The sequence below is a fragment of the Paracraurococcus lichenis genome (assembly GCF_030657435.1).
GTDB lineage: Bacteria > Pseudomonadota > Alphaproteobacteria > Acetobacterales > Acetobacteraceae > Paracraurococcus > Paracraurococcus lichenis.
In genome coordinates, this window is record NZ_JAUTWS010000011.1 from 58,208 (window position 1) to 78,252 (window position 20,045).

Annotated in this window: 20 protein-coding genes; 2 read left to right on the top strand and 18 right to left on the bottom strand. The window is 72.7% G+C overall.

The features are described 5' to 3' along the window. Position 1 precedes the first annotated feature (1 nt). From hypB to Q7A36_RS13360, 13 genes are all read right to left on the bottom strand, one after another. Positions 2-1,048, bottom strand: coding sequence for a hydrogenase nickel incorporation protein HypB (gene hypB, locus Q7A36_RS13300; RefSeq protein WP_305104187.1), 1,047 nt, complete (start codon positions 1,046-1,048; stop codon positions 2-4). Then, entirely contained in the window at positions 1,048-1,389 is a 342-nt protein-coding gene (gene hypA / locus Q7A36_RS13305) for a hydrogenase maturation nickel metallochaperone HypA (protein ID WP_305104188.1), read from the bottom strand. Before hypA ends, hypB begins: the two co-directional genes overlap by 1 nt. Continuing rightward, the gene (locus Q7A36_RS13310) at positions 1,382-2,365 is read right to left on the bottom strand and encodes a hypothetical protein (RefSeq protein ID WP_305104189.1); all 984 of its coding nucleotides are present in this window, start codon (positions 2,363-2,365) and stop codon (positions 1,382-1,384) included. Before Q7A36_RS13310 ends, hypA begins: the two co-directional genes overlap by 8 nt. Then, on the bottom strand, positions 2,362-2,991 hold the full coding sequence (locus tag Q7A36_RS13315; RefSeq protein WP_305104190.1) for a [NiFe]-hydrogenase assembly chaperone HybE: 630 nt from the start codon (positions 2,989-2,991) through the stop codon (positions 2,362-2,364). Before Q7A36_RS13315 ends, Q7A36_RS13310 begins: the two co-directional genes overlap by 4 nt. Next, the gene (locus Q7A36_RS13320) at positions 2,988-3,857 is read right to left on the bottom strand and encodes a hydrogenase expression/formation protein (protein ID WP_305104191.1); all 870 of its coding nucleotides are present in this window, start codon (positions 3,855-3,857) and stop codon (positions 2,988-2,990) included. The genes Q7A36_RS13315 and Q7A36_RS13320 overlap by 4 nt, the downstream gene beginning before the upstream one ends. A 10-nt stretch (positions 3,858-3,867) precedes the next feature. Further along, complete coding sequence (locus tag Q7A36_RS13325; RefSeq protein WP_305104192.1) at positions 3,868-4,227, bottom strand: thioredoxin domain-containing protein; 360 nt, start codon at positions 4,225-4,227, stop codon at positions 3,868-3,870. Next, positions 4,224-4,526, bottom strand: a complete 303-nt coding sequence (gene hypC / locus Q7A36_RS13330) for a HypC/HybG/HupF family hydrogenase formation chaperone (protein WP_305104193.1) — start codon at positions 4,524-4,526, stop codon at positions 4,224-4,226. Before hypC ends, Q7A36_RS13325 begins: the two co-directional genes overlap by 4 nt. Positions 4,527-4,538: 12 nt before the next feature. After that, the gene (locus Q7A36_RS13335) at positions 4,539-5,171 is read right to left on the bottom strand and encodes a HyaD/HybD family hydrogenase maturation endopeptidase (protein WP_305104194.1); all 633 of its coding nucleotides are present in this window, start codon (positions 5,169-5,171) and stop codon (positions 4,539-4,541) included. Next, on the bottom strand, positions 5,168-5,899 hold the full coding sequence (gene cybH, locus Q7A36_RS13340; RefSeq protein ID WP_305104195.1) for a Ni/Fe-hydrogenase, b-type cytochrome subunit: 732 nt from the start codon (positions 5,897-5,899) through the stop codon (positions 5,168-5,170). The genes Q7A36_RS13335 and cybH overlap by 4 nt, the downstream gene beginning before the upstream one ends. Positions 5,900-5,912: 13 nt before the next feature. Next, positions 5,913-7,706 (bottom strand): nickel-dependent hydrogenase large subunit, encoded by a 1,794-nt coding sequence (locus Q7A36_RS13345; RefSeq protein WP_305104196.1) that lies wholly within the window; start codon positions 7,704-7,706, stop codon positions 5,913-5,915. 1 nt (position 7,707) lies between these two features. Further along, the gene (locus tag Q7A36_RS13350) at positions 7,708-8,799 is read right to left on the bottom strand and encodes a hydrogenase small subunit (protein WP_305104197.1); all 1,092 of its coding nucleotides are present in this window, start codon (positions 8,797-8,799) and stop codon (positions 7,708-7,710) included. A gap of 416 nt (positions 8,800-9,215) precedes the next feature. After that, a complete protein-coding gene (locus tag Q7A36_RS13355) occupies positions 9,216-10,355 on the bottom strand; it encodes an NAD(P)H-dependent flavin oxidoreductase (protein WP_305104198.1) in 1,140 nt (379 codons plus the stop codon). Between the two features lie 219 nt (positions 10,356-10,574). After that, entirely contained in the window at positions 10,575-11,195 is a 621-nt protein-coding gene (locus Q7A36_RS13360) for a hypothetical protein (RefSeq protein WP_305104199.1), read from the bottom strand. Between the two features lie 126 nt (positions 11,196-11,321). Here Q7A36_RS13360 and Q7A36_RS13365 point away from each other — a divergent pair, with 126 nt between their 5' ends. Beyond that, complete coding sequence (locus Q7A36_RS13365; protein WP_305104200.1) at positions 11,322-12,002, top strand: DUF599 domain-containing protein; 681 nt, start codon at positions 11,322-11,324, stop codon at positions 12,000-12,002. A 20-nt stretch (positions 12,003-12,022) separates the two neighbouring features. Here Q7A36_RS13365 and Q7A36_RS13370 read toward each other — a convergent pair whose 3' ends face one another. After that, positions 12,023-12,430 carry a hypothetical protein gene (locus Q7A36_RS13370; RefSeq protein WP_305104201.1) on the bottom strand — a complete coding sequence of 136 codons (408 nt, stop codon included), beginning with the start codon at positions 12,428-12,430 and terminating at the stop codon, positions 12,023-12,025. 93 nt (positions 12,431-12,523) lie between these two features. Beyond that, positions 12,524-15,172 (bottom strand): alanine--tRNA ligase, encoded by a 2,649-nt coding sequence (alaS, locus tag Q7A36_RS13375; RefSeq protein ID WP_305104202.1) that lies wholly within the window; start codon positions 15,170-15,172, stop codon positions 12,524-12,526. Positions 15,173-15,428: 256 nt separating this feature from the next. Between alaS and Q7A36_RS13380 the strand changes: the two genes are divergently transcribed. After that, positions 15,429-15,959, top strand: coding sequence for a YciE/YciF ferroxidase family protein (locus Q7A36_RS13380; protein WP_305104203.1), 531 nt, complete (start codon positions 15,429-15,431; stop codon positions 15,957-15,959). Between the two features lie 155 nt (positions 15,960-16,114). On the opposite strand, the gene recA is transcribed toward Q7A36_RS13380, so the two are convergent. The 3 genes from recA to Q7A36_RS13395 form a co-directional block, all read right to left on the bottom strand. Then, a complete protein-coding gene (recA, locus tag Q7A36_RS13385) occupies positions 16,115-17,164 on the bottom strand; it encodes a recombinase RecA (protein WP_305104204.1) in 1,050 nt (349 codons plus the stop codon). Positions 17,165-17,382: 218 nt separating this feature from the next. Beyond that, on the bottom strand, positions 17,383-18,999 hold the full coding sequence (locus Q7A36_RS13390) for an ATP-binding protein (RefSeq protein ID WP_305104205.1): 1,617 nt from the start codon (positions 18,997-18,999) through the stop codon (positions 17,383-17,385). Beyond that, on the bottom strand, positions 18,992-20,044 hold the full coding sequence (locus Q7A36_RS13395; protein ID WP_305104206.1) for an EscU/YscU/HrcU family type III secretion system export apparatus switch protein: 1,053 nt from the start codon (positions 20,042-20,044) through the stop codon (positions 18,992-18,994). The genes Q7A36_RS13390 and Q7A36_RS13395 overlap by 8 nt, the downstream gene beginning before the upstream one ends. Position 20,045: the final 1 nt, after the last annotated feature.

Consider the following 20,045-nt stretch of genomic DNA (forward strand, 5'->3'; position numbering starts at 1 on the left):
CCTAGCCCGTCAGCGCGGCACGCCGCGCCGCGATCCAGGCATACCACTCCTCCAGGCCCTGGCCGGTGGTGGCGGAGACCTCGATCGCCGGCAGGTCCGGGCGGATGCGGCGCGCATTCTCGAGCAGCCGCGGCAGGTCGAAGGAGAGGTGCGGCAGCAGGTCCACCTTGCTCACCAGCAGCAGATCGGCGCTGGCGAACATGTCGGGATACTTCAGCGGCTTGTCCTCGCCCTCGGTCACCGAGCAGACGAGGACCCGCGCCCCCTCCCCCAGGTCGAAGCCCGCGGGGCAGACGAGGTTGCCGACATTCTCGATGAAGAGCACGGCGCCGTCCGGCAGGTCCAGCGCCGGCAGTGCCTCCGCCACCATGGCGGCGTCGAGGTGGCAGCCCTTGCCGGTATTCACCTGCACCGCCGGCGCGCCGGTCGCGCGGATGCGGTCGGCATCGAGGCTGGTCTGCTGGTCGCCCTCGATCACGCCGGCCGGCATGCGGCGGCGGAGATCCGTCAGGCTGCGCACCAGGAGCGTCGTCTTGCCCGAGCCGGGCGAGGAGACGAGGTTGAGCGCCAGCGTGCCGGTTGCGCGGAACAGCCGCCGGTTCAGCGCGGCGAAACGGTTGTTCTTGTCGAGGATGTCGCGCTCGACCGCCAGGATGCGCGCGCCACGGACCTCGCCCGGCGCGGCGTGGCCGTGGGCGTGGCCATCCGCCGGGCTGTGGCTATGGCGGTATGCCTTGCCATCCGCACCGACATGCACGTGCTCATGCACGTCCCCTGCCGCCGCGGCATGGCTGTGGCGGTGGGCTTTCCCATCCGCGCCGACATGCTCGTGCTCATGCGCATGCCCGCCCGCCGCAGCGTGGCTGTGCCGGTGGGTCTTCCCGTCCGCACCGACATGCTCATGCTCATGCGCATGCCCGCCCGCAGCAGCGCGGCTGTGGCGGTAGACCTTGCCGTCCGCGCCGACATGCTCGTGCTCATGCGCATGCGCCGCGCCGGCCCCCTCGATCCGCGCTTCCGCGCCGCCGCAGCCACAGACGCCGCACATCAGGCCAGCTCCAATTCGGTCACGCGCATCTCCTCCCCGCCCGTCACCAGCAGCCGATGCCCGCCGCAGCCCGGGCAGGCATCGGCGCGCGAGGCGAGCCCGACCTCCCGGTCGCAGGTCAGGCAATGCGCCCGGCCCGGCGGCCGGTCGATCGCCAGCCTCGCCCCCTCCGCCGGCGTGCCGCGCGCCGCGGCATCGAAGCAGAATTCCAGCGCCCGCGGCTCGACATGTGAGAGCCCGCCGATCGACAGCCGCACCACCGCGACCCGCTCCGCCGGCCGCTCGCGCAGCGCGTCCCGGACGATGTCGATCACCCCGGCGGCGAGGGCAGTCTCATGCATGGGCCGGCGCCTCCACCCGCACCGTCGCGGGCACGCAAGGGTCGAGCGCGGCGAGGTGCCAGGCCGCCCGCGCCGCCAGATCCGGGCCGGCCGCGGCGCCGAGCAACCCCCGCAGGGCGGGCCCGTCGGGGTGGAAGTTCAGGTCCGTCGGCGCCGTCACCTGCCAGTCCCGGACGGTGCCGCCCTCGATCCGCAGGCGATGCCGCAGCCGGCCGCGCGCGGTCTCGGCGCTGCCCTCGCCATCGCCGTCCGGCACGTCAGGCTCCGCCGCGTCCTCCGCCTCGAGCACCGCGGCCAGGCGCCGCGGCAGCGCCGCCAGGGCCCAGAGACGGCGCGCCAGCCGCGCCAGCAGCCCATGGCCATGCCGCGCGACGATCGCCGCCAGCGCGTCCGCGCCCGCGGCATCGAGCGCCGGTCCCGCCTCCGCCAGGTCGGGCGGCGTCGCGCCGAAGCCGGCGAGGCCGCCGTCCAGCACCGCCCGGACCAGCCGCGCCGCCGGCGCCGTCGTGGCTGCCGCCCAGGCCTCGATCCCGGGCGGCACGAGCAGGCCCTCCGCGGCGAGCAGCGCCTCGGCCTCCCGCAGCGCGCCGCGTCGCGCCGGCAGGTCGCCGCCGCGCAGCACGGCCGCGGCCCGCCGCAGGGCCAGCAGCGCCTCGCGTCGCGGCGGCTCGCCGAGCAGGGCCGGCCAGGCCAGCAGGACGTTCCAGCCATGGCTGTCCAGCATCTCGGCCAGGACCCGCCGCTGCTCGGCGGGCGTCACCCGCCGGCGGTGCAGCGCGGCCCGCGCCGCCGCCGCATGCGCCTCCCCGCACAGGGCGAAGAGCCGGGGCAGGATGGCCAGCGCCTCCGCTGGCCTGCGGCCGACCAGCACCGCGCCGATCGCGGCCGGGCGCGAGGAGACAAGGCGCGCCGTCGTGACGCGCCCCTCCTCAACGCCGAGCGTGACGGTGATCGCCCCGGCGCCCGGCGCGCTCATCCGCCGAACAGCGCGCGGCGGCCGCGCGCAGGCGGCGGCGGCGGCGCCGGCGGGGTCAGCGCCTCCTGCGCCGCCGCCTCGGCGGCCAGCCGCGCCGCCTCGGCATCGGCGAATTCCGCCATGGGGGAGAAGAGCGAGCAGGAGAGGAAGCGCCCGACGCCGTCGAGCTCCACGACGAGGAAATCGAAGGCGCCGCCCGGCAGGACATGCTCCACCGTCTCGCCGAGGGCGGCGGCGATGGCCTCCGCGCGCGCCGGCAGCCAGACCAGGTTCATGCTCCAGGGCGTCACGGCGACGCCGGCGAAGCCCTCGCCCTGCGCCACGAAGCCGACCAGCGCCACCTCCAGCGCCGGATTGTGCACGGGCAGGCCGCGCAGGCGCGCCTCGGCCGCGCGGTAGCCGGCGGCGAGGGCCCGCAGCCGCGCCGCCATGGGCGAGTCGGCGCCGAGGGCGAGGAAGCGCTCCTTGCCCGAATCGCAATTCGGGCAGCGCCAATGCGCCGGCAGGGCGGCGAAGGGCGTGCCGGGCGGCACCTGCCAGGCCTCGTCGCCGGCGGCGGCGTCGTAGACATGCCAGCAGACGCCGCATTCGTGCCGGTCGGCCGCGGCCTCGAGCGTCTCGCTCACGGCGCATAGGCCTCGAGGATCTCGCCGAGGCGCAGCGCGCTGTCGGCGAAATCCTCGGCGGCGGCCAGGATCGCCTCCGGCACCCCGCCGATCTCCAGCGTGTCCAGCACGATGGCGTCGCGCGCATTGAGGTACTGCACCGACCAGACGCGGCGGCAGCCCGTGAGCTGCACGCGGCAATGCCCATAGCCGCGGGAGAGGCCGAGCACCGGGCCGGTGCCGAGCGTCGCCCGCAGCAGCGCCATGTCGGCCTCGTTCACCGGCAGCAGGGTGAAGGAGATGACGTGGTTCGGCGCGCCCGGACGCCAGGACGCGGCGCGCGCCCGGATCTCCTCGATCAGCGCCGGGGCGTTCATCAGCCCCTCGGCCGGCGGCGGCGGGGGCACGGCGGGCAGCGTGCCATGCTCGGCCGCGAGCAGCACGGCATCCGGGATCTCCGCGACCTCCAGCTCCTCGGCCAGCACGCGCCCGGTGGCGTCGGTGGTGCGGACGCGCCAGAGCCCGGTCAGCACCGTCTCCTGGATCTCCCGCGTATGCTGCCCGGCGACCACGATGGAGACCTCGCCCTGGCCCAGCAGCCCGTCCAGCGCCCGCCGGCGCGCGGGCGCCAGGCCGTCCAGCGGGAAGGCGACGGGCGGATCGCCCGGGCGGCGGCCGGCCAGCGCCGCCCGCACCCCGGCCAGGGCCTCGGCGAGGAAGGCGGCCTCCGCGCCGGCCTCCTGCAGGTCCGGCCGGGCGCGCGCGACGACCGCGGCCGGCATGCCGAGCAGCCGCGGCGCGGCGGCGGGATCGGGCTCGCCGATGAAGACGCCCTCCGGGGCCTCCTCCTCCGCCGGGTCCCAGCGCATCGGATTCAGGGGCTGCATGCCGGGTCCCTCAGGCGGTGGCGAGATGGGCGTCGAAGGCGGCGCGGTAGGCATCCCAGTCCTTGACCCCCGGGAGCTTCCCGACCGGCGTGCCGTCGCGCAGGAAGACCAGGCAGGGGAGGACGGCGGCGCCGAAGCGGGATTGCGCCGCGGCCTCGGCCGCCGGCGCGGCGCGGGCGGCGGCGACGGGATAGGCCTTCAGCAGCTCAACCAGGATCACCGCGGCGTCCACCGCCTCCGGCCGCTTCGCCGGATCGCCGGCGACGAGCAGCACGCGCAGGCCGGGGCCGGCGGCGAAGCCCTCCAGCGCCGCGGCATCGAGGGCGGGGCAGCCGGCGGCATCGAGCCGCGCGAAGGCGGGATGGGTCATGCGGGCGTCTCCGGGCGCAGATGCGGCGGCAGTTCCGGCGCACGGCCGATGAGGTCGGCGAAGAGATGCTCGAAGGGCCGCCCCTCGAGCCCGGCGGCGAGGCCCTCGAGCGCATCGGCGATCTGCGCGGCCTCAGCCGCCTCCAGCGCCCGCATGGCGGTGCCGAGATGCACCAGCACCCAGGTGCCGGCCGGCTGCGGCCCGAGCAGGAGCATCGAGACGCCCTCCTCCCGCCCGTCGCGCGTGGCGCAGGGGGCCGGATCGGCCGCGCCGTCCAGCACCTGCATCGGGATGCCCATGCACATGCCGGCTCAGTCCGCGGCGAGGAAGCGGGCGTCGCCGCGCCGCCAGGCCTGCTCCGGCCCGGGCCGGCCGCCCTCGTAGTCCGAGAGGCCGAGGCCGGGGCCGAGCAGCGGCGCCACCGCCTCCTCCTCCGGGCGCGGGACGGCCGGCAGGCCCCAGTCCGTGAGCTGGGCGAGCGCCGCCATCAGCGCCGGCCCCATCTGCGCGCGCACCGGCGGCGTCAGGCTGCCGCCGTAATCCTCCAGCTCGCCGGCCTGCACGCCGACGAGGAGGATGCGCTCCGGCCCGCCGCCCAGCATCTCGGCGGCGATGAGCACGTCCTGGAAGCCGGTCTGGTGCAGGCTCATCTTGCGGACGCCGCCGAAGGCCGGCACCTCGCCGTCCCGCACCAGCCGCAGCCGGCCCGGTTCGTCGCCGTAGTCGATGGCGTCGAAGACGATCAGGCGGCGGGCCGCGCGGATATGGTGGACGAGGTAGAGGCCCTGGGTGCCGCCATCCATCAGCGCGACGCCAGGCGCCATGCGCCAGCCCCGGTGCAGCGCCTCCACGCAGCGGACGCCGAAGCCCTCATCTGCCCAGAGCAGGTTGCCGATGCCCAGCACCAGGCATTCGCAGGCCGCGGGATCGGCCGGAAGGGTCACGGCCGGTCGTCCTTGAACATGCGGCGGCCGCTGATCATGGTGCTGATCAGGGACTGCCGGCTCATGATGTCCTCGCGGATCGCCGCGTAGACATGGACGATGGCGAAGACCACCAGCACCCACATGCCGAGGTGGTGGACGGTGTGCAGCGTCATGCTGTCGCCGGCGAGGCCATGCACCCAGCCGAAGGCGGCCCACCACCAGCTCTGCTGGCCCGCGCCCTCGGCATAGAGGGCGAGGCCGGTCAGGATCATCAGCGCGATGCCGGCGGTGAACATGACGAACATGGCAAGCTGCGCCAGCGGGTTGTGGCCGGCGTATTTCTTCGGCTCGGGCGTGAGGAAGGCGTACCACTTCGCCTCGTGCCAGACCTCGGCCCACCAGCGCAGGTTGAACACCGGCAGGAGGAAGACCTGCCGTGCATGGTGGTTGCCGACGAAGGCCCAGAGGATGCGGAAGAGGAAGCCGATGGCCAGCACCTGCCCGGCGGCGAAATGCGTGAAGCGGAGATAGCCGAAGAGCAGGTCGTCCGTCGCGCCCGGGGCGACGGCCGGCGGCGGCCGGCCGATCAGGAAGCCGGTCGCGGCCAGCACCACGATGCAGAGCGCATTGACCCAGTGCCAGATGCGCACCGGCGCCTCGTAGACATAGATCGAGGTCTCGCGCGTGACCTCGTGCGCCGCGCCCATGTTGCGGACGGGCAGCACCTCGACGCGGGTGTCCGGCATGGCGCGCCCTCCCCTAGCGGACTTGGACGCGGGTGAGTTCCTCGCCCCCCGGCGCCATCACATGCGTCGAGCAGGCGAGGCAGGGGTCGAAGCTGTGCAGCGTCCGCAGGATCTCGAGCGGCTGGTCCGGCACCTGCATCGGCGTGTCCAGCAGGCTGGCCTCGAAGGCGCCGATATTGCCCTTGTGGTCGCGCGGGCTGCCGTTCCAGGTGGTGGGGACCACCGCCTGGTAGTTGTCGATCTTCGCGTCCTTGATGCGGATCCAGTGGCCGAGCGCGCCGCGCGGCGCCTCGGTGAAGCCGACGCCCTTGGTCTCCTTCGGCCAGGTCTCCGGCTCCCACTTCGCGGTATTGGCCGTGCTGGTGTCGCCCGCCTTGATGCGCGCGACCAGCTTGTCCTGGAAGTGGCGGAGCTGCAGGGTGGCCCATTCGCATTCGAGGCCGCGGGCCAGGGTCCGGCCGAGGGTCGAGAACAGCGCCTGCACCGGCACGTCCAGCGTGCGCAGCGCCTTGTCCACCGGCTCCTTGAACTCGGGCCGCCCCTGCGCATAGCCGATGACGTAGCGGGCGAGCGGGCCCACCTCCATCGCATGGCCCTTCCAGCGCGGCGCCTTGATCCAGGAATACTTCCCGCCCTCGTCGATCTCCTTGATGTTCGTGCGGGTGCCGACGGTCTGCGGGCCGAGGACGTAGTTGGGCACCGTCTCGCCGTCCCAGGGATGCAGGCCGCGCGTCTCGTCCGCATACTTGTACCAGCTATGCGGGACGAATTCCTGCACCTGCTGCGGGTCGCGCAGGTCGACATCGTGCACGCGGGTCAGGTCGCCGTCGATGATGGCGCCGCGGGGAAGCTTAAGATTCGCGGCGGAATAGTCGTTCGCCTTCTCCGGGATGTCGCCGTAGGAGAGCAGCGACTTCGAGGACAGGCCGCCGCCGTGCAGCCAGGACTTGTAGAAGGAGCCGATGGCGAGCAGGTCGGGGATATAGACCTGCCGGGTGAACTCGATGGAGCGGTCGATGATGTCGGAGACCATGTTGAGGCTGGTCATGTTGACCGCCCCGACGGCGCCCGCGGCATCCAGGTTGATCGGGCAGGGCACGCCCCCGACCAGCCAGTTCGGATGCGGGTTCTTGCCGCCATAGACCGTGTGGATCTTCACGATCTCCTTCTGGAAGTCGAGCGCTTCCAGGTAATGCGCCACGGCCATCAGGTTGGCCTCGGGCGGCAGCCGGTAGCCGGGATGGCCCCAATAGCCATTGCGGAAGGGGCCGAGCTGGCCGCTCTCCACGAAGCGGGTCAGGCGCCCCTGCAGGTCGCGGAAATAGCCCGGCGAGGACATCGGCCAGGGCGAGATGGACTGCGCCAGCTCGCTCGTCGCCTTCGGGTCCGCCTTCAGGGCGCTGACCACGTCCACCCAGTCCAGCGCATGCAGGTGGTAGAAGTGCACGATGTGGTCGTGCACCTGCAGCGTGAGCTGCATGATGTTGCGGATGGAGTTGGCATTGTCCGGGATCTGGATGCCGAGCGCATCCTCGACCGCGCGGATGCTGGTCAGCGCATGGGTGCCGGTGCAGACGCCGCAGATCCGCTCGGTGAAGGCCCAGGCATCGCGCGGGTCGCGGCCCTTCAGGATGACCTCGAGACCGCGCCACATGGTGCCGGTCGAGACCGCGTTGCGGATGACGTTGTCGGTGTCGAGGTTCACCTCGACCCGCATGTGGCCCTCGATCCGCGTCACCGGATCGACGACGACGCGCTTGCCGGAGCGGTCGAGGGAGAAGCCGTTCGGCGTGGAGATCGCGGTCATCTCAGACGGTCTCCTGCTCGGGCGTCGCCGCCTTCTTGCGCAGCCGGTGGATGGCCGACATGCCGGCATGCGCCGCGACGCCGGCGGTCACCGTCCCGGCCGCCAGCAGGCCCAGCTTGTCGGCATTCGACTCCGCGCCGAAGGCGGTGACATTCGCCAGCCGCTTGTAGAAGGGCCCGTTGTCCCAGAACCCGTCCTCCGAGCAGCCGATGCAGCCATGGCCGGAGGCGATGGGGAAGGAGACGCCGCCGTTCCAGCGCACCGTGGAGCAGGCGTTGTAGGTGGTCGGGCCGCGGCAGCCGAGCTTGTAGAGGCAATGGCCGCGCCGCGCGCCGTCGTCGTCGAATGCCTCGGCGAACTGGCCGGCGTCGAAGTGGCCGCGGCGGTAGCACTTGTCGTGGATGCGCTGGCCGTAGAACATCAGCGGCCGGCCCTGGCGGTCGAGGCTCGGCAGCCGGTCGAAGGTGAGGAGATAGCTGACGACGCCGGTCATGACCTCCGCGATCGGCGGGCAGCCCGGCACCTTGATGATCGGCTTGTCGGTGATGACCTTGTCCACCGGCGTCGCCTGGGTCGGGTTGGGCTTGGCCGCCTGCACGCAGCCCCAGGAGGCGCAGGAGCCCCAGGAGATCACCGCCATCGCATCGGCGCAGACCTCCCGCAACTGCTCGACGAAGGGACGGCCGCCGATGATGCAGTACATGCCGTCCTCGGCGAGCGGCGGATTGCCCTCGATCGCCGCGATGTAGCGGCCCTTGTACTCCCGCCGGATGTCGTCGAGGATCGCCTCGGCCTGGTGGCCGGCGCTCGCCATCAGCGTGTCGTCGTAGTCGAGGCTGATCATGGAGAGCACGACGTCGCGCGCCAGCGGATGCGCGCTGCGGATGAAGCTCTCCGAGCAGCAGGTGCATTCGAGGCCGTGCAGCCAGAGCACGGGGATGCGCGGCTTCGTCTCCATCGCATGCGCGATCTTCGCGGCGTAGGAGGGGGCGAGGCCGAGCGAGGCGGCGGTCAGCGCGCAGAATTTCTGGAAGCTGCGGCGGCTGATCCCCTGCCGGCGGATGACATCGTAGAAGGTCTCCTGGTGCGCCATCAATTTCCCCCCTGGTGCCTCGGGCCCGGCAGGCCGGGAAGCGCGGGCAGAGACCAGCGTGATGTGAGGTTCCGCTTCATTCTCGCGACGCTTCGATGGTTGATCTTTGATCTGGATCAAACCTCGACCGCAATGTGTCGATGCGGAGGTGGTGACGCCGCTCCGCGCGCCGGTGCTCGTGCCGCGATTCCGCAGCGCGCGCGACCTCTACGGCAAGGTGCCGATCGAGCCGGCCGGCTGGTGCAGCCGCTCGCCGGCCGCTGCGAGGATCTGGTCTGCACCGGCACTGGCTCGTCTTCCCGCGCGCGGCGCTACGCGCGGTCCATGGTCCTCGTCCTCGGCTGGCTGACGCGGGACCTGGCCTCGACATCAACCCCGACGAGCCCGCGGCCGCGGCGGCGCGCCTGGCCTGAGCCTCAGCCGCCGAGGAAGCCGCCGGCGCGGCCGAGCACCTGCTCGGCGCCCGCGACGAGGTCCTGCATGACCGCCGCCGCCGGCCGCACCGCGCGGACCATGCCGAGGCCCTGGCCGGCGAAGCCGCCCCAGACATCGGCGCGGCCGGCCGCCAGCGCCGCCGCCGTCACCGGGGTGGAGACCATGCCCTGATACGGCATGGGCAGCGGCTCGATCCCCGCCTCGGCATAGGCCGCGGCCCAGCGGTTCTTCACCATCCGCGCCGGCTTGCCGGTGACCGAGCGCGAGACGGTCGTGCCCTCGTCATTGCCCTCGACCAGGGCCTGCTTCTGGGCGGGGCTGATGCCGGCCTCCTCCGTCGCCAGGAAGGCGGTGCCGATCCAGGCGCCCTCGGCGCCCAGCATCAGCGCGGCGGCGATGCCGCGGCCGTCGCCGATGCCGCCGGCGCCCACCACCGGCACGCGGCCCGCGACCGCATCCATCACCTGCGGGATCAGCGCCATGGTGCCGATGGGAGAGTTGTGCCCGCCGCCGTCATGGCCCTGCGCGACGATGATGTCGATGCCGGACTCCATCACCTGCCGCGCGTGGCGCGTGGTGCCGACCACGGCCATCACCCTGGTGCCGTTGGCATGCAGTCGGTCCAGCCAGGGCGCGGGATTGCCGAGGCCGGCGGCATAGACCGGCACGCGCTCCTCGATCACCACCTCCATCTGCGCCTCGAAGAAGGCGCGGGAGAGCGGCGCCGGCCCGTCCCGGTCGGCGGGGTGGCGGTCGAGGACGCGGTCGAGCGCCTCCGGGTCCAGCGCCTCCAGCCCCTCCTTCGCCATGACGTCGCGGGCGAAGGCGCGGTGCTGCGGGACCAGGTCCTCGGCCGAGGGGCCACCGGCATTGCTGCCGCCGCGGCGGACGGAGGCTGGCAGCAGCGTGTCCACGCCGAAGGGCCGGTCGGTGAGGTCCCGCACCCGCCGGATCCAATCGCGGAGCTGGTTCGGGCCGCAACTCGCCGCGCCGATGACGCCGAGGCCGCCGGCATTGGAGACGGCGGCGGCGAGTTCCGGCGTGCTCGCCCGGCCCATGCCGGCGAGCAGGATCGGGTAGCGTATATCCAGCAGGTCGCAGATGCGCGTGCGCAGCGCCATGGTCGCCTTCCTCCCGCGCCGCCTTGCATGTTGGGCGAGCCGATTCAGACCTCCGGGCCATCCGGGGCACCCCACGAAGCGGCGCTTCGTGGGGACCCCTTCGGCCCTTCGGTCATCGGCACGCCGCGGACGGGCGGCGTCGGCGGCAGGGTAGGACCAACCGGGCGCGCCTGGCCACCGCCCCGACCGGGCTGATCGGCCCCCGGTCTCCGGACCGCGTCAGGCCAGGGCCGCGACGATCACCTCGCCGGCCAGCAGGACCTTCGGGGATTGCGGCCAGATGTCGCGGTGCTGCGCCATCAGCGCCGCCACCTGGGCATGCGCGGCCGTCGCCGTGCTGCGGTTGCTGAAGACGGCGAGCGCGACGGAGCGGTCCGGCTGCTCCTCGTCCCGCCCGGTATAGAGGTGGCGGAAACCCGGCTGCTCCAGCGTCAGCGGGACCAGCTTCTCCTGCACCGTCGGCAGGGTGCCGGTGCTGGGGCCGAGACCCTCCGTCACCCGCACCATCATATAGGCATCCGTGCCCGGGCGCGTGGCGTCGAGATGGACGGACACGGCGGAGCGCGTGATGAGCGGCGCGCCGGTCAGCAGCCCGGCCAGGTCCCTCTCCGCGAACTGCACCGCCGCCTCGCTGACGCGGACGGATGCCGCGCGATCCTCGAAAACCGAGGCGGAGAAGATGCCGCCGCCGCCGTCGAGCCGGGCGACGTAGTAGGCGCGGAAGGTCGCCTCCTGCCGGATCCGCGGCAGCAGCCCGTCCCGGATGCGCTGGGCGATCTCCTCCGGCGCGCCGGTGCCGCCGTAGCGCCGGATCGTGAGGTACCACTGGGCGTCGCTCATGAAGCCTCCTGTCCCGCCATCCCGGGCCCCGGCGGACCCTGGCGGCTTTGGGCGGCAGCATAGCACAGGGTTCGGTCGTGCTTCGCGCCTGCCGAGGCGGCGGCAATCGGGCTAGACATCCCCGCCATGCACTCCCTCTCCCTCCTCGACTGGGTCGCGCTGGTGGTCTTCGTCGCCTGCTGGCTCACCTATTCGACCCTGGTGGACCGGCACCCGGGGCTGCAGGCCCGCAGCGTCATCGCCGCCATGGACGAGCACCGGCGCCGCTGGCTGCGCATCATGGTCACGCGGGACAACCGCATCATGGACACGAACATCATCGGCAACCTGATGAACAGCACCAGCTTCCTGGCCAATACCGCCATCTTCATCCTGGGCGGCCTGGTGGCGATGATGGGCAGCCCGGAGCTGGGGGCGCGGGTCTTCGGCGCCCTGCCCTTCGCCGCCACGCCCGATCCGGCGGCCTGGGAGATGAAGGTGGCGCTGCTGCTGCTGATCTTCGTGCGCGCCTTCTTCGAGCTGACCTGGGCGCTGCGGCAGTTCAACTACTGCTCCATCGTGCTCGGCGGCATCTCCCACGATCCGGCGGACCCGACGCGGGAGACGCATGCGGAGATGGCGGCCAAGGTCGCCAACCGGGCGGCGCGGCACTTCAACACGGGGCTGCGGGCCTATTACTTCGGGCTGGCGGCGCTGGCCTGGATCCTCCACCCGCTGGCGCTGATCCTGGCGAGCCTCTGGGTGGTGCAGGAGCTTTACCGGCGGGAATTCCGCAGCGTGGTGCGGGAGGCGCTGCGGGAGGGGTAGCCCGTCCGGCGCGGTCCGGGTCAGCCCCGCTCGATCCGCCGCAGCACGCCCCAGAATTGCTGGAAGATGCGGGTGCGGATGCCGCGCTCGGGCTCGGCGCAGGTCAGCCGGTCCGGGTGGAAATGGAAGGCGAAGGCCTGCTTGGCGCGGCGGAAGCGGTCATCGGCCGGCCCGGCCCGGGCCAGGCGGAGGTCGCGGCGGGCGCGCTCCAGCTCGGCGGCCAGGGCGGCGATGCGCGCCGCCTGGTGCCGCGCCAGGGCGCGGGAGGCGCGCAGCCTGGCGCCCCGCAGCGCCGCCAGGCGATGGCCGGGGCCGGCGGCGCCGAGCAGCAGCCCGAGGCTGCGCCGCAGCCAGCGCAGCAGGCGCCAGGCCAGCACGCCGAGGGCGAAGACCGCCGCACCGAGGAGCACGCCGAGAAGTTCCACCATCGGCGCGCAGGATGCACCGGGTGGGTCAGCATCCCGCTAACGCGGACGGGTACCCCCCCCAAAACCAGGGAGGTTGGCAGGAGAGCGGGCAGGTCAGCCCGCCAGCACGCCCCGCACCGCGGCCAGCGCCTCGTCGACCTTGCCGCCCTCCGGCCCGCCGGCCTGGGCCATCTCCGGCCGGCCGCCGCCGCCCTTGCCGCCCACCGCTGCCGCCGCGGCGCGCACGAGCGCCACGGCATCCGCCTTGCCCTTGGCGCCCTCGCCGAGGCCGGCGACGATGCTGGCCTTGCCCTCGGCGGTCGAGACCAGCGCCACGACATCCGCCGTGCCGCCCTTCAGGATCGCCTCGGCCAGCCCCTTCAGGTCGCGCGCCGGCACCTCGCCGAGGTTGCGCAGCGCGACGCGCAGGCCGGCGATCGTCTCCACCTCCGCCGCCGCGCCGCCGGTGGCAAGCTGCTTGCGCAGTTCGGCGACGTCGCGCTCGAGCTTGCGGCGCTCCTCCAGCAGGGCAGCGACCCGGGCCGGGACGTCGGCGGGCGCGACGCGCAGCGCCGCCGCCACCTCGCGCAGGCGCGCATCGGCCTGCTCGACCAGCTTCTCCGCGAAGGCGCCGGTCACGGCCTCCACGCGGCGAACGCCGGCCGAGACCGCGCCCTCCGCGACGATCTTGAACAGGCCGATATCGCCGGTGCGGCGGACATGCGTGCCGCCACACAATTCCAGCGAGTAGATGCCGTGCTTCTCAGTCGCATTGGGGTCGGCGCCCATGCCGACCACGCGCACCTCGTCGCCGTATTTCTCGCCGAAGAGCGCCATGGCGCCGGCGGCCACCGCCTGCTCCGGCGTCATCAGGCGCGTCGTGACCTCGGTGTTCTGGCGGATGCGGGCATTCACCTCCTCCTCCACCCAGGCGAGGTCCTCGTCGGACATGGGCGTGGGCTGGGAGACGTCGAAGCGCAGCCGGTCCGGCGCGTTCAGCGACCCCTTCTGCGCCACATGGGTGCCGAGGCGGCGCCGCAGCGCCTCGTGCAGCAGGTGGGTCGCGCTGTGATGGGCGCGGATGTTGGAGCGGCGGCCATGGTCCACCTCCGCCTGCACGGCCAGGCCAAGGGTTGCCTCGCCATGCGCCACGGTGCCGAGATGGACGAAGAGGTCGCCCAGCTTCTTCTGGGTGTCGCGCACCACGATGCGGCAGGCCTCGCCGGCCGAGATCAGGCCGGTATCGCCGACCTGACCGCCGCTCTCGCCGTAGAAGGGCGTCTGGTTCAGGACGACCGCGACCTCGGCGCCGACCGGGGCGCGCTCGACCGGCTTGCCCTCATGCACGATGGCGAGGATTTCGCCCTCGGCCGTCTCGGTGGAATAGCCGAGGAACTCGCTGGCCCCGACCTTCTCCCGGATGTCGAACCAGACGGCATCCGTCGCGGCCTCCCCGCTGCCGGCCCAGGCGGCGCGGGCGCGGCGCCGCTGCTCGGCCATCGCCGCGTTGAAGCCCTCGACATCGACCGTCTTGCCCTCGGAGCGCAGCGCGTCCTGGGTCAGGTCCAGCGGGAAGCCATAGGTGTCATACAGGCGGAAGGCGACCTCGCCCGGCAGGGTGCCGCGCTCGCCGAGCCTGCCGCTCTCCTCCGAGAGCAGGCCGAGGCCGCGCTCGAGCAGCGAGCGGAACTTGGTCTCCTCCAGCTTCAGCGTCTCGGTGACCAGCGCCTCGGCCCGCTGGATCTCCGGATAGGCGGCGCCCATCTGCCGGACCAGGGCGGGGACCAGGCGGTGCAGCAGCGGCTCCCGCGAGCCCATCATGTGCGCATGGCGCATGGCGCGGCGCAGGATGCGGCGGAGGACATAGCCGCGCCCCTCGTTCGAGGGCAGCACGCCGTCGGCGATCAGGAAGGTGCCGGCGCGGAGATGGTCGGCGACCACGCGGTGGCTGACGCGGAACTTGCCGTCCGGGTCCTGGCCGGTGATCTCGGCCGAGGCCAGGATCAGCGCCCGCAGCGTGTCCGTGTCGTAGTTGTCGTGCTTGCCCTGGAGGATGGCGGCGAAGCGCTCGAGGCCCATGCCGGTATCGATCGAGGGGCGCGGCAGCGGCACGCGGGTGCCGGGCGGGCCTTCCTCGAACTGCATGAAGACGAGGTTCCAGATCTCGATGAAGCGGTCGCCATCCTCCTCCGGGCTGCCGGGCGGGCCGCCAGGGATGGAGGGGCCGTGGTCGAAGAAGATCTCGGAACAGGGGCCGCAGGGGCCGGTATCGCCCATGCGCCAGAAATTATCGGAGGTCGGGATGCGGATGATCCGGCTGTCCGGCAAGCCCGCGACCTTCTTCCAGTAGACCGGCGCCTCCTCGTCCTCGGAATAGACCGTGACCAGCAGACGGTCCTTCGGAAGCGCAAAATCCTTGGTCAGCAGCTCCCAGGCATGGGCGATGGCCTGTTCCTTGAAGTAGTCGCCGAAGCTGAAATTCCCCAGCATCTCGAAAAAGGTGTGGTGCCGCGCGGTATAGCCGACATTGTCCAGGTCGTTGTGCTTGCCGCCGGCGCGGACGCATTTCTGGGCGGTGGTCGCCCGGGAATAGGACCGCTTTTCCTGGCCGGTGAAGACGTTCTTGAACTGCACCATGCCGCTGTTGGCGAACATCAGCGTCGGGTCGTTGCGCGGCACCAGCGGCGAGCTTTCGACCACCTGGTGCCCGTTGCGGGCGAAGTAGTCGAGGAAGGTGGCGCGGATGTCGTTGCTGCTGGTCATCGCCGGTGGGGGTCCCGTCTCCAGCCCCTATGGCCCGGGGCACGCTCCATGCCGATGGTCGCCCATCAGCCCCTTGAATACAGGGCGGATTCCGCCGATCCCGCGACCCCGGCCCTGACCGGACCCTGTAGCGCGCGGGGGCGGGAGCGTCGAGGGGCGGGCATGACGTTGCGATGGCCAGGGGCAACCGGCCCCGCCCGGCGCCCGTTCCCCTTGCCCGCGGCGGCGCCTGCCGGCCGCGGCAGAGGAGGACGTCATGGCCAGCGATATCCGCGACCTGCTCAAGATGGAGCTGCAGGACACCTACAGCGCCGAGACCCAGATCCTGGAGGCGCTGCCGAAGATGCAGGACTCCGCGACCAACCCGAAGCTGAAGCAGGCCTTCCAGGAGCACCTGCAGGTCACCCAGCGCCAGGTGGAGCGGCTGGAGCAGGTCTGCCAGCAGCTCGGCATCGAGCCGGAGGGTGAGACCTGCGAGGCCATGGAGGGCCTGGTCGAGGAAGGCGAGGAGATCATGGACCAGTTCGACGAGGGCCCGGTCCTCGACGCCGCCCTGATCGGCGCCGCCCAGAAGGTCGAGCACTACGAGATGGCCGCCTACGGGACGCTCACCGCCATGCTGAAGAGCATGGGCGAGACCAAGGCGGCCGACCTGCTGGCGCAGACGCTCAAGGAGGAGAAGGACACCGATGAGCTGCTGACGCAGCTTGCGGAGTCCGAGGTGAACCAAGCGGCGCTGAAGACGGCGGCGAACGACCAGACCAAGGGGAGCCGCGGGGCGGCTTGACGCAAAGGGGGCTCTGCCCCCTTTGCAATCCCCCGCCAGGGGTCAAGCGACCCCTGGACCGGCCAGAGTCTTGCATGGGCCGTGCGGTAAAACCCGCGCCCAAAAACTCAGAGAAATAGATGGGGGTGCGGGGGAATACCTTCCCCCGCCTCTTCCTACTCCGCGGCGGCGGCCTCCTCGGCCCCCTCGCCCTCGTCGCCGATCAGCATGGCATTCGCCACCACGCCGGCCTGCGCCCGCACCTTGTTCTCGATGGTCGCGGCGATCTGCGGGTTGTCCCGCAGGAACTGCTTGGCGTTCTCGCGGCCCTGGCCGATGCGCTGGCCCTCGGCGCTGAACCAGGCGCCCGACTTCTCGACGATGGTCGCCTTCACGCCCAGGTCGATCAGCTCGCCGAGCTTGGAGATGCCCTCGCCATACATGATGTCGAAGTCGACCACCCGGAACGGCGGCGCCATCTTGTTCTTCACCACCTTCACCCGGGTCTGGTTGCCGACCACGGTGTCACGGTCCTTGATGGAGCCGATGCGGCGGATCTCCATGCGGACCGAAGCGTAGAACTTCAGCGCATTGCCGCCCGTCGTCGTCTCCGGATTGCCGAACATGACGCCGATCTTCAGGCGGATCTGGTTCAGGAAGATCAGCAGGCAGTTGGAGCGGGAGACGGTGCCGGTCAGCTTGCGCAGGGCCTGGCTCATCAGGCGGGCATGCAGGCCGACATGGGAATCGCCCATCTCGCCCTCGAGCTCGGCGCGCGGCACCAGCGCCGCGACACTGTCCACCACCAGCACATCGACGGCGCCGGAGCGCACCAGCGTGTCGCAGATCTCGAGCGCCTGCTCGCCCGCATCCGGCTGGCTGATCAGCAGGTTGTCCACGTCGACGCCGAGCTTCTTGGCATAGCCGGGGTCGAGCGCATGCTCGGCATCGATGAAGGCGCAGGTGCCGCCCTTCTTCTGCGCCTCGGCGATGGCATGCAGGGCCAGCGTGGTCTTGCCCGAGCTCTCCGGGCCGTAGATCTCGACGATGCGGCCCTTGGGCAGGCCGCCGATGCCGAGCGCGATGTCGAGGCCGAGCGAGCCGGTCGAGATCACCTCGATCTCGTTCTCGGCCTGCTGCTTGGCGCCCATGCGCATGATCGAGCCCTTGCCGAAGGACCTCTCGATCTGGCTGAGCGCGGCGTCGAGCGCCTTTGACTTGTCCATCCTGGCTGCCCCTGTTCGCGGTACGCGTCCTGTACCCGGTTCCCCTCCACAATCGTCGCTTTGATTTGCATACGATTGTATTGCCTGCAGGTTAGCATGCCCCGCGCAGCAGGAGAAACCGGAATGATCCGACTCGCCCTGACCAGCAGGGCCGTGCCCAGACTATGGGCCCGCGGAGGCCGGAAAACAAGAACATTTGGTAAACACGGTGCGGCGGCTCAGCCCAACGCGGGCGCCCCGGGGCCGAGCGCCGCCGCCACCTCCCGCAGCAATTCGGCCGCGCCGAAGGGCTTGGCGAGGAACCGGATCCCCTCGATGTCCGGCACCTCCTCGATCACCCGTTCGGCATAGCCGGAGAGCAGCAGCACGGGCAGCGCCGGCCAGCGCGCCCTGAGCCGCCGCGCCAGGTCCAGCCCATCCATCCCCGGCATGGCCACGTCGCTGACCAGCATCGCCGGCCTCGCTCCCTCCTCCAGCAGGGCGAGTGCCGATTCGGCGCTGTCCGCCGCCAGCACGCCATGCCCCGCCCGCTCCAGCAGCCGCGTCCCGAGCAGCCGGAGCGGCGCCTCGTCCTCCACCAGCAGGATCGGCGATGCCGGCGGCGGCACAGCGCCCGGTGCGGGCGGCAGGGGCGCGGGCAGGTCTGATGCCGCCTGCCGTGCCGCCCCCATGAGGTCCGGCAGGGGCATGGCCGGCCCCTCCTGCCGCGGCAGGTAGATGCGGAAGGTGGTCCCCTCGCCCTGCCGGCTCTCGACGGCCACCTGCCCGCCGGACTGGGCGACGATGCCCTGCACGGTGGCAAGGCCGAGGCCCGTCCCGCCCTTCTCCGGCCTGGTCGTGAAGAAGGGCTCGAAGAGCCGCGGCAGCACCTCGGGCGGGATGCCGCGGCCGGTGTCGCTCACCTCCAGCACCACCCAGCGGCCGGGCGGCAGGGCGGTGCGGCCCGCCCCTTCGCCCTCCGGTCGCAGCACCAGACGGTGGCCGGTGGCGATGCGCAGCCGGCCGCCCTCCGGCATGGCCTCCCGCGCATTCACCGCGAGATTCAGCATCACTTGGTCGAGCTGCGTCGGGTCCACCCGCACGCGCCGCCCGGGCTGCTCCAGCGCCAGCTCCACCTGCACCTGCCGGCCCAGCACGCGGCGCAGCAGCGGGGCGATGGCCGTCACCGCCTCGTTCAGCTCGATCACCCGCGGCTGCAGGCGCTGCTGCCGAGCGAAGGCCAGCAATTGCCGGACCAGCCCGGCACCGCGGCGGGCGGCCTCCTCGATCTGCGCGACATCCGCCTCGGCCGCGGGCGGCAGGCCCGCCGCCCGCGCCGCCTCCGCCGCACCCAGGATGGCGGCGAGGAGGTTGTTGAAGTCATGCGCGATGCCGCCGGCAAGGCGCCCGACCGTCTCGAGTCGACCGGCTTCGGCCAGCCGCGCCTCGGCCCGCCGCGCCTCCGTCCGGTCCTCGACCCGCAGCAGCACCCGCGCCTCCGGCCCGGCCTCCGGCGGCAGGCAGCCGAGCCGCAGCGCCCATTCCGTATCGGTGGGCGCCGCCGGATCGGCCGGCGCGCCCCGCAGCGGCGCCGGCGCGCCGCCACCGGCCGCGAGCGCCAGCGCGCTGGCGAAGGCCGCTCGCCCCGCCGGGGCGAGGATCGGGATGACCGGCGCGCCGGGCCTGAGCGACGCCATGGGTCCACCCATCCGCCCGAGCGCCGCATTGGCCGCGACCAGGCGCCCCTCGGCGTCCAGCAGCGCCAGCCCTTCCGGCGCGGTCGCGGCGAGGATCCGGAAGGCCTCGACGAAGCCCGGCGGCCGCGCGGCCCGGCGCAGCAGCGCGCGCTCAGCCATGCGCGGCGCGGCCCTGCAGCCGCCAGACATAGGCGATGATCTCGGCCACCGCCTGCCAATGCTCCTGCGGGATCTCGGTCTCGAGCTCGAGCCGGTAGAGGGCGCGGGCCAGCGGCGGGTTGGCGACGATCGGCACCCCATGCTCCTCCGCCGCCGCGCGAATCCGCGCCGCCATCGCATCCACCCCCTTCGCCACGAGCCGCGGCGCCGCCGCCCCACCCCGCTGATAGGCCAGCGCGACAGCGAAATGAGTCGGATTCGTGATCACAACGGTGGCATTGGGAATCGAAGCGAGCATGCGCCGGCGCGCCCGACCCTCCCGCAGCCGGCGCAGCCGCGCCTTCACCTGCGGGTCACCCTCGGCCTCCCGCAACTCCTCGCGCAACTCCTCACGGCTCATGCGCATCTGCCGCAGGTGGCGCAGGCGGACGACCAGCAGGTCCAGCGCGGCGATCGCGCCGAAGGCGCCGAGCGCCACGACCAGCATTTGCAGCGCACCGCGGCCGATCAGCGCCGGCAGCGCACCGGGCGGCTGGTGCAGCGCCGCCTGCAGCGCCGCGAGGTCGACCGAGAGCCACAGCACCGCCCCGACCACGCCGAGCTTCAGCAGGGTCCGCAGCAGGTCCAGCAGCGCCTCGGCCCCGAGCATCCGGCGCAGCGCCGCCCGCGGGCTGAGGCGGGAGGGGTCGGGCAGCACCGCCTCGGCCCGCAGCAGCGGCCCGGTCTGGCCGAGGCTCGCCAGGATGCCGGCGAGGGCGACGGCGCCCAGCACCGGCAGCACCGCCAGCGCCGCCGCCCGCAGCAGGGCGAAGACGGCCTCGTCGCCGCCCTCCGGCGCCTCCGCCAGGCCGCGGAGCGCGCGCAGCCATTCCATCCCGAGCGGCGGCAAGGCGAGAAAGCCGGCGAGCGTCGCGGCGAGCAGCGTGGCGAAGGCCACCGCCTCCCGCGACAGCGGCACCTGGCCCTCCTGCCGCGCCCGCTCCAGCCGCCGCTGGGTCGGGGCTTCCGTGCGGTCCTCGGCCTCCTTCGCTTCGCCCTCGGCCATG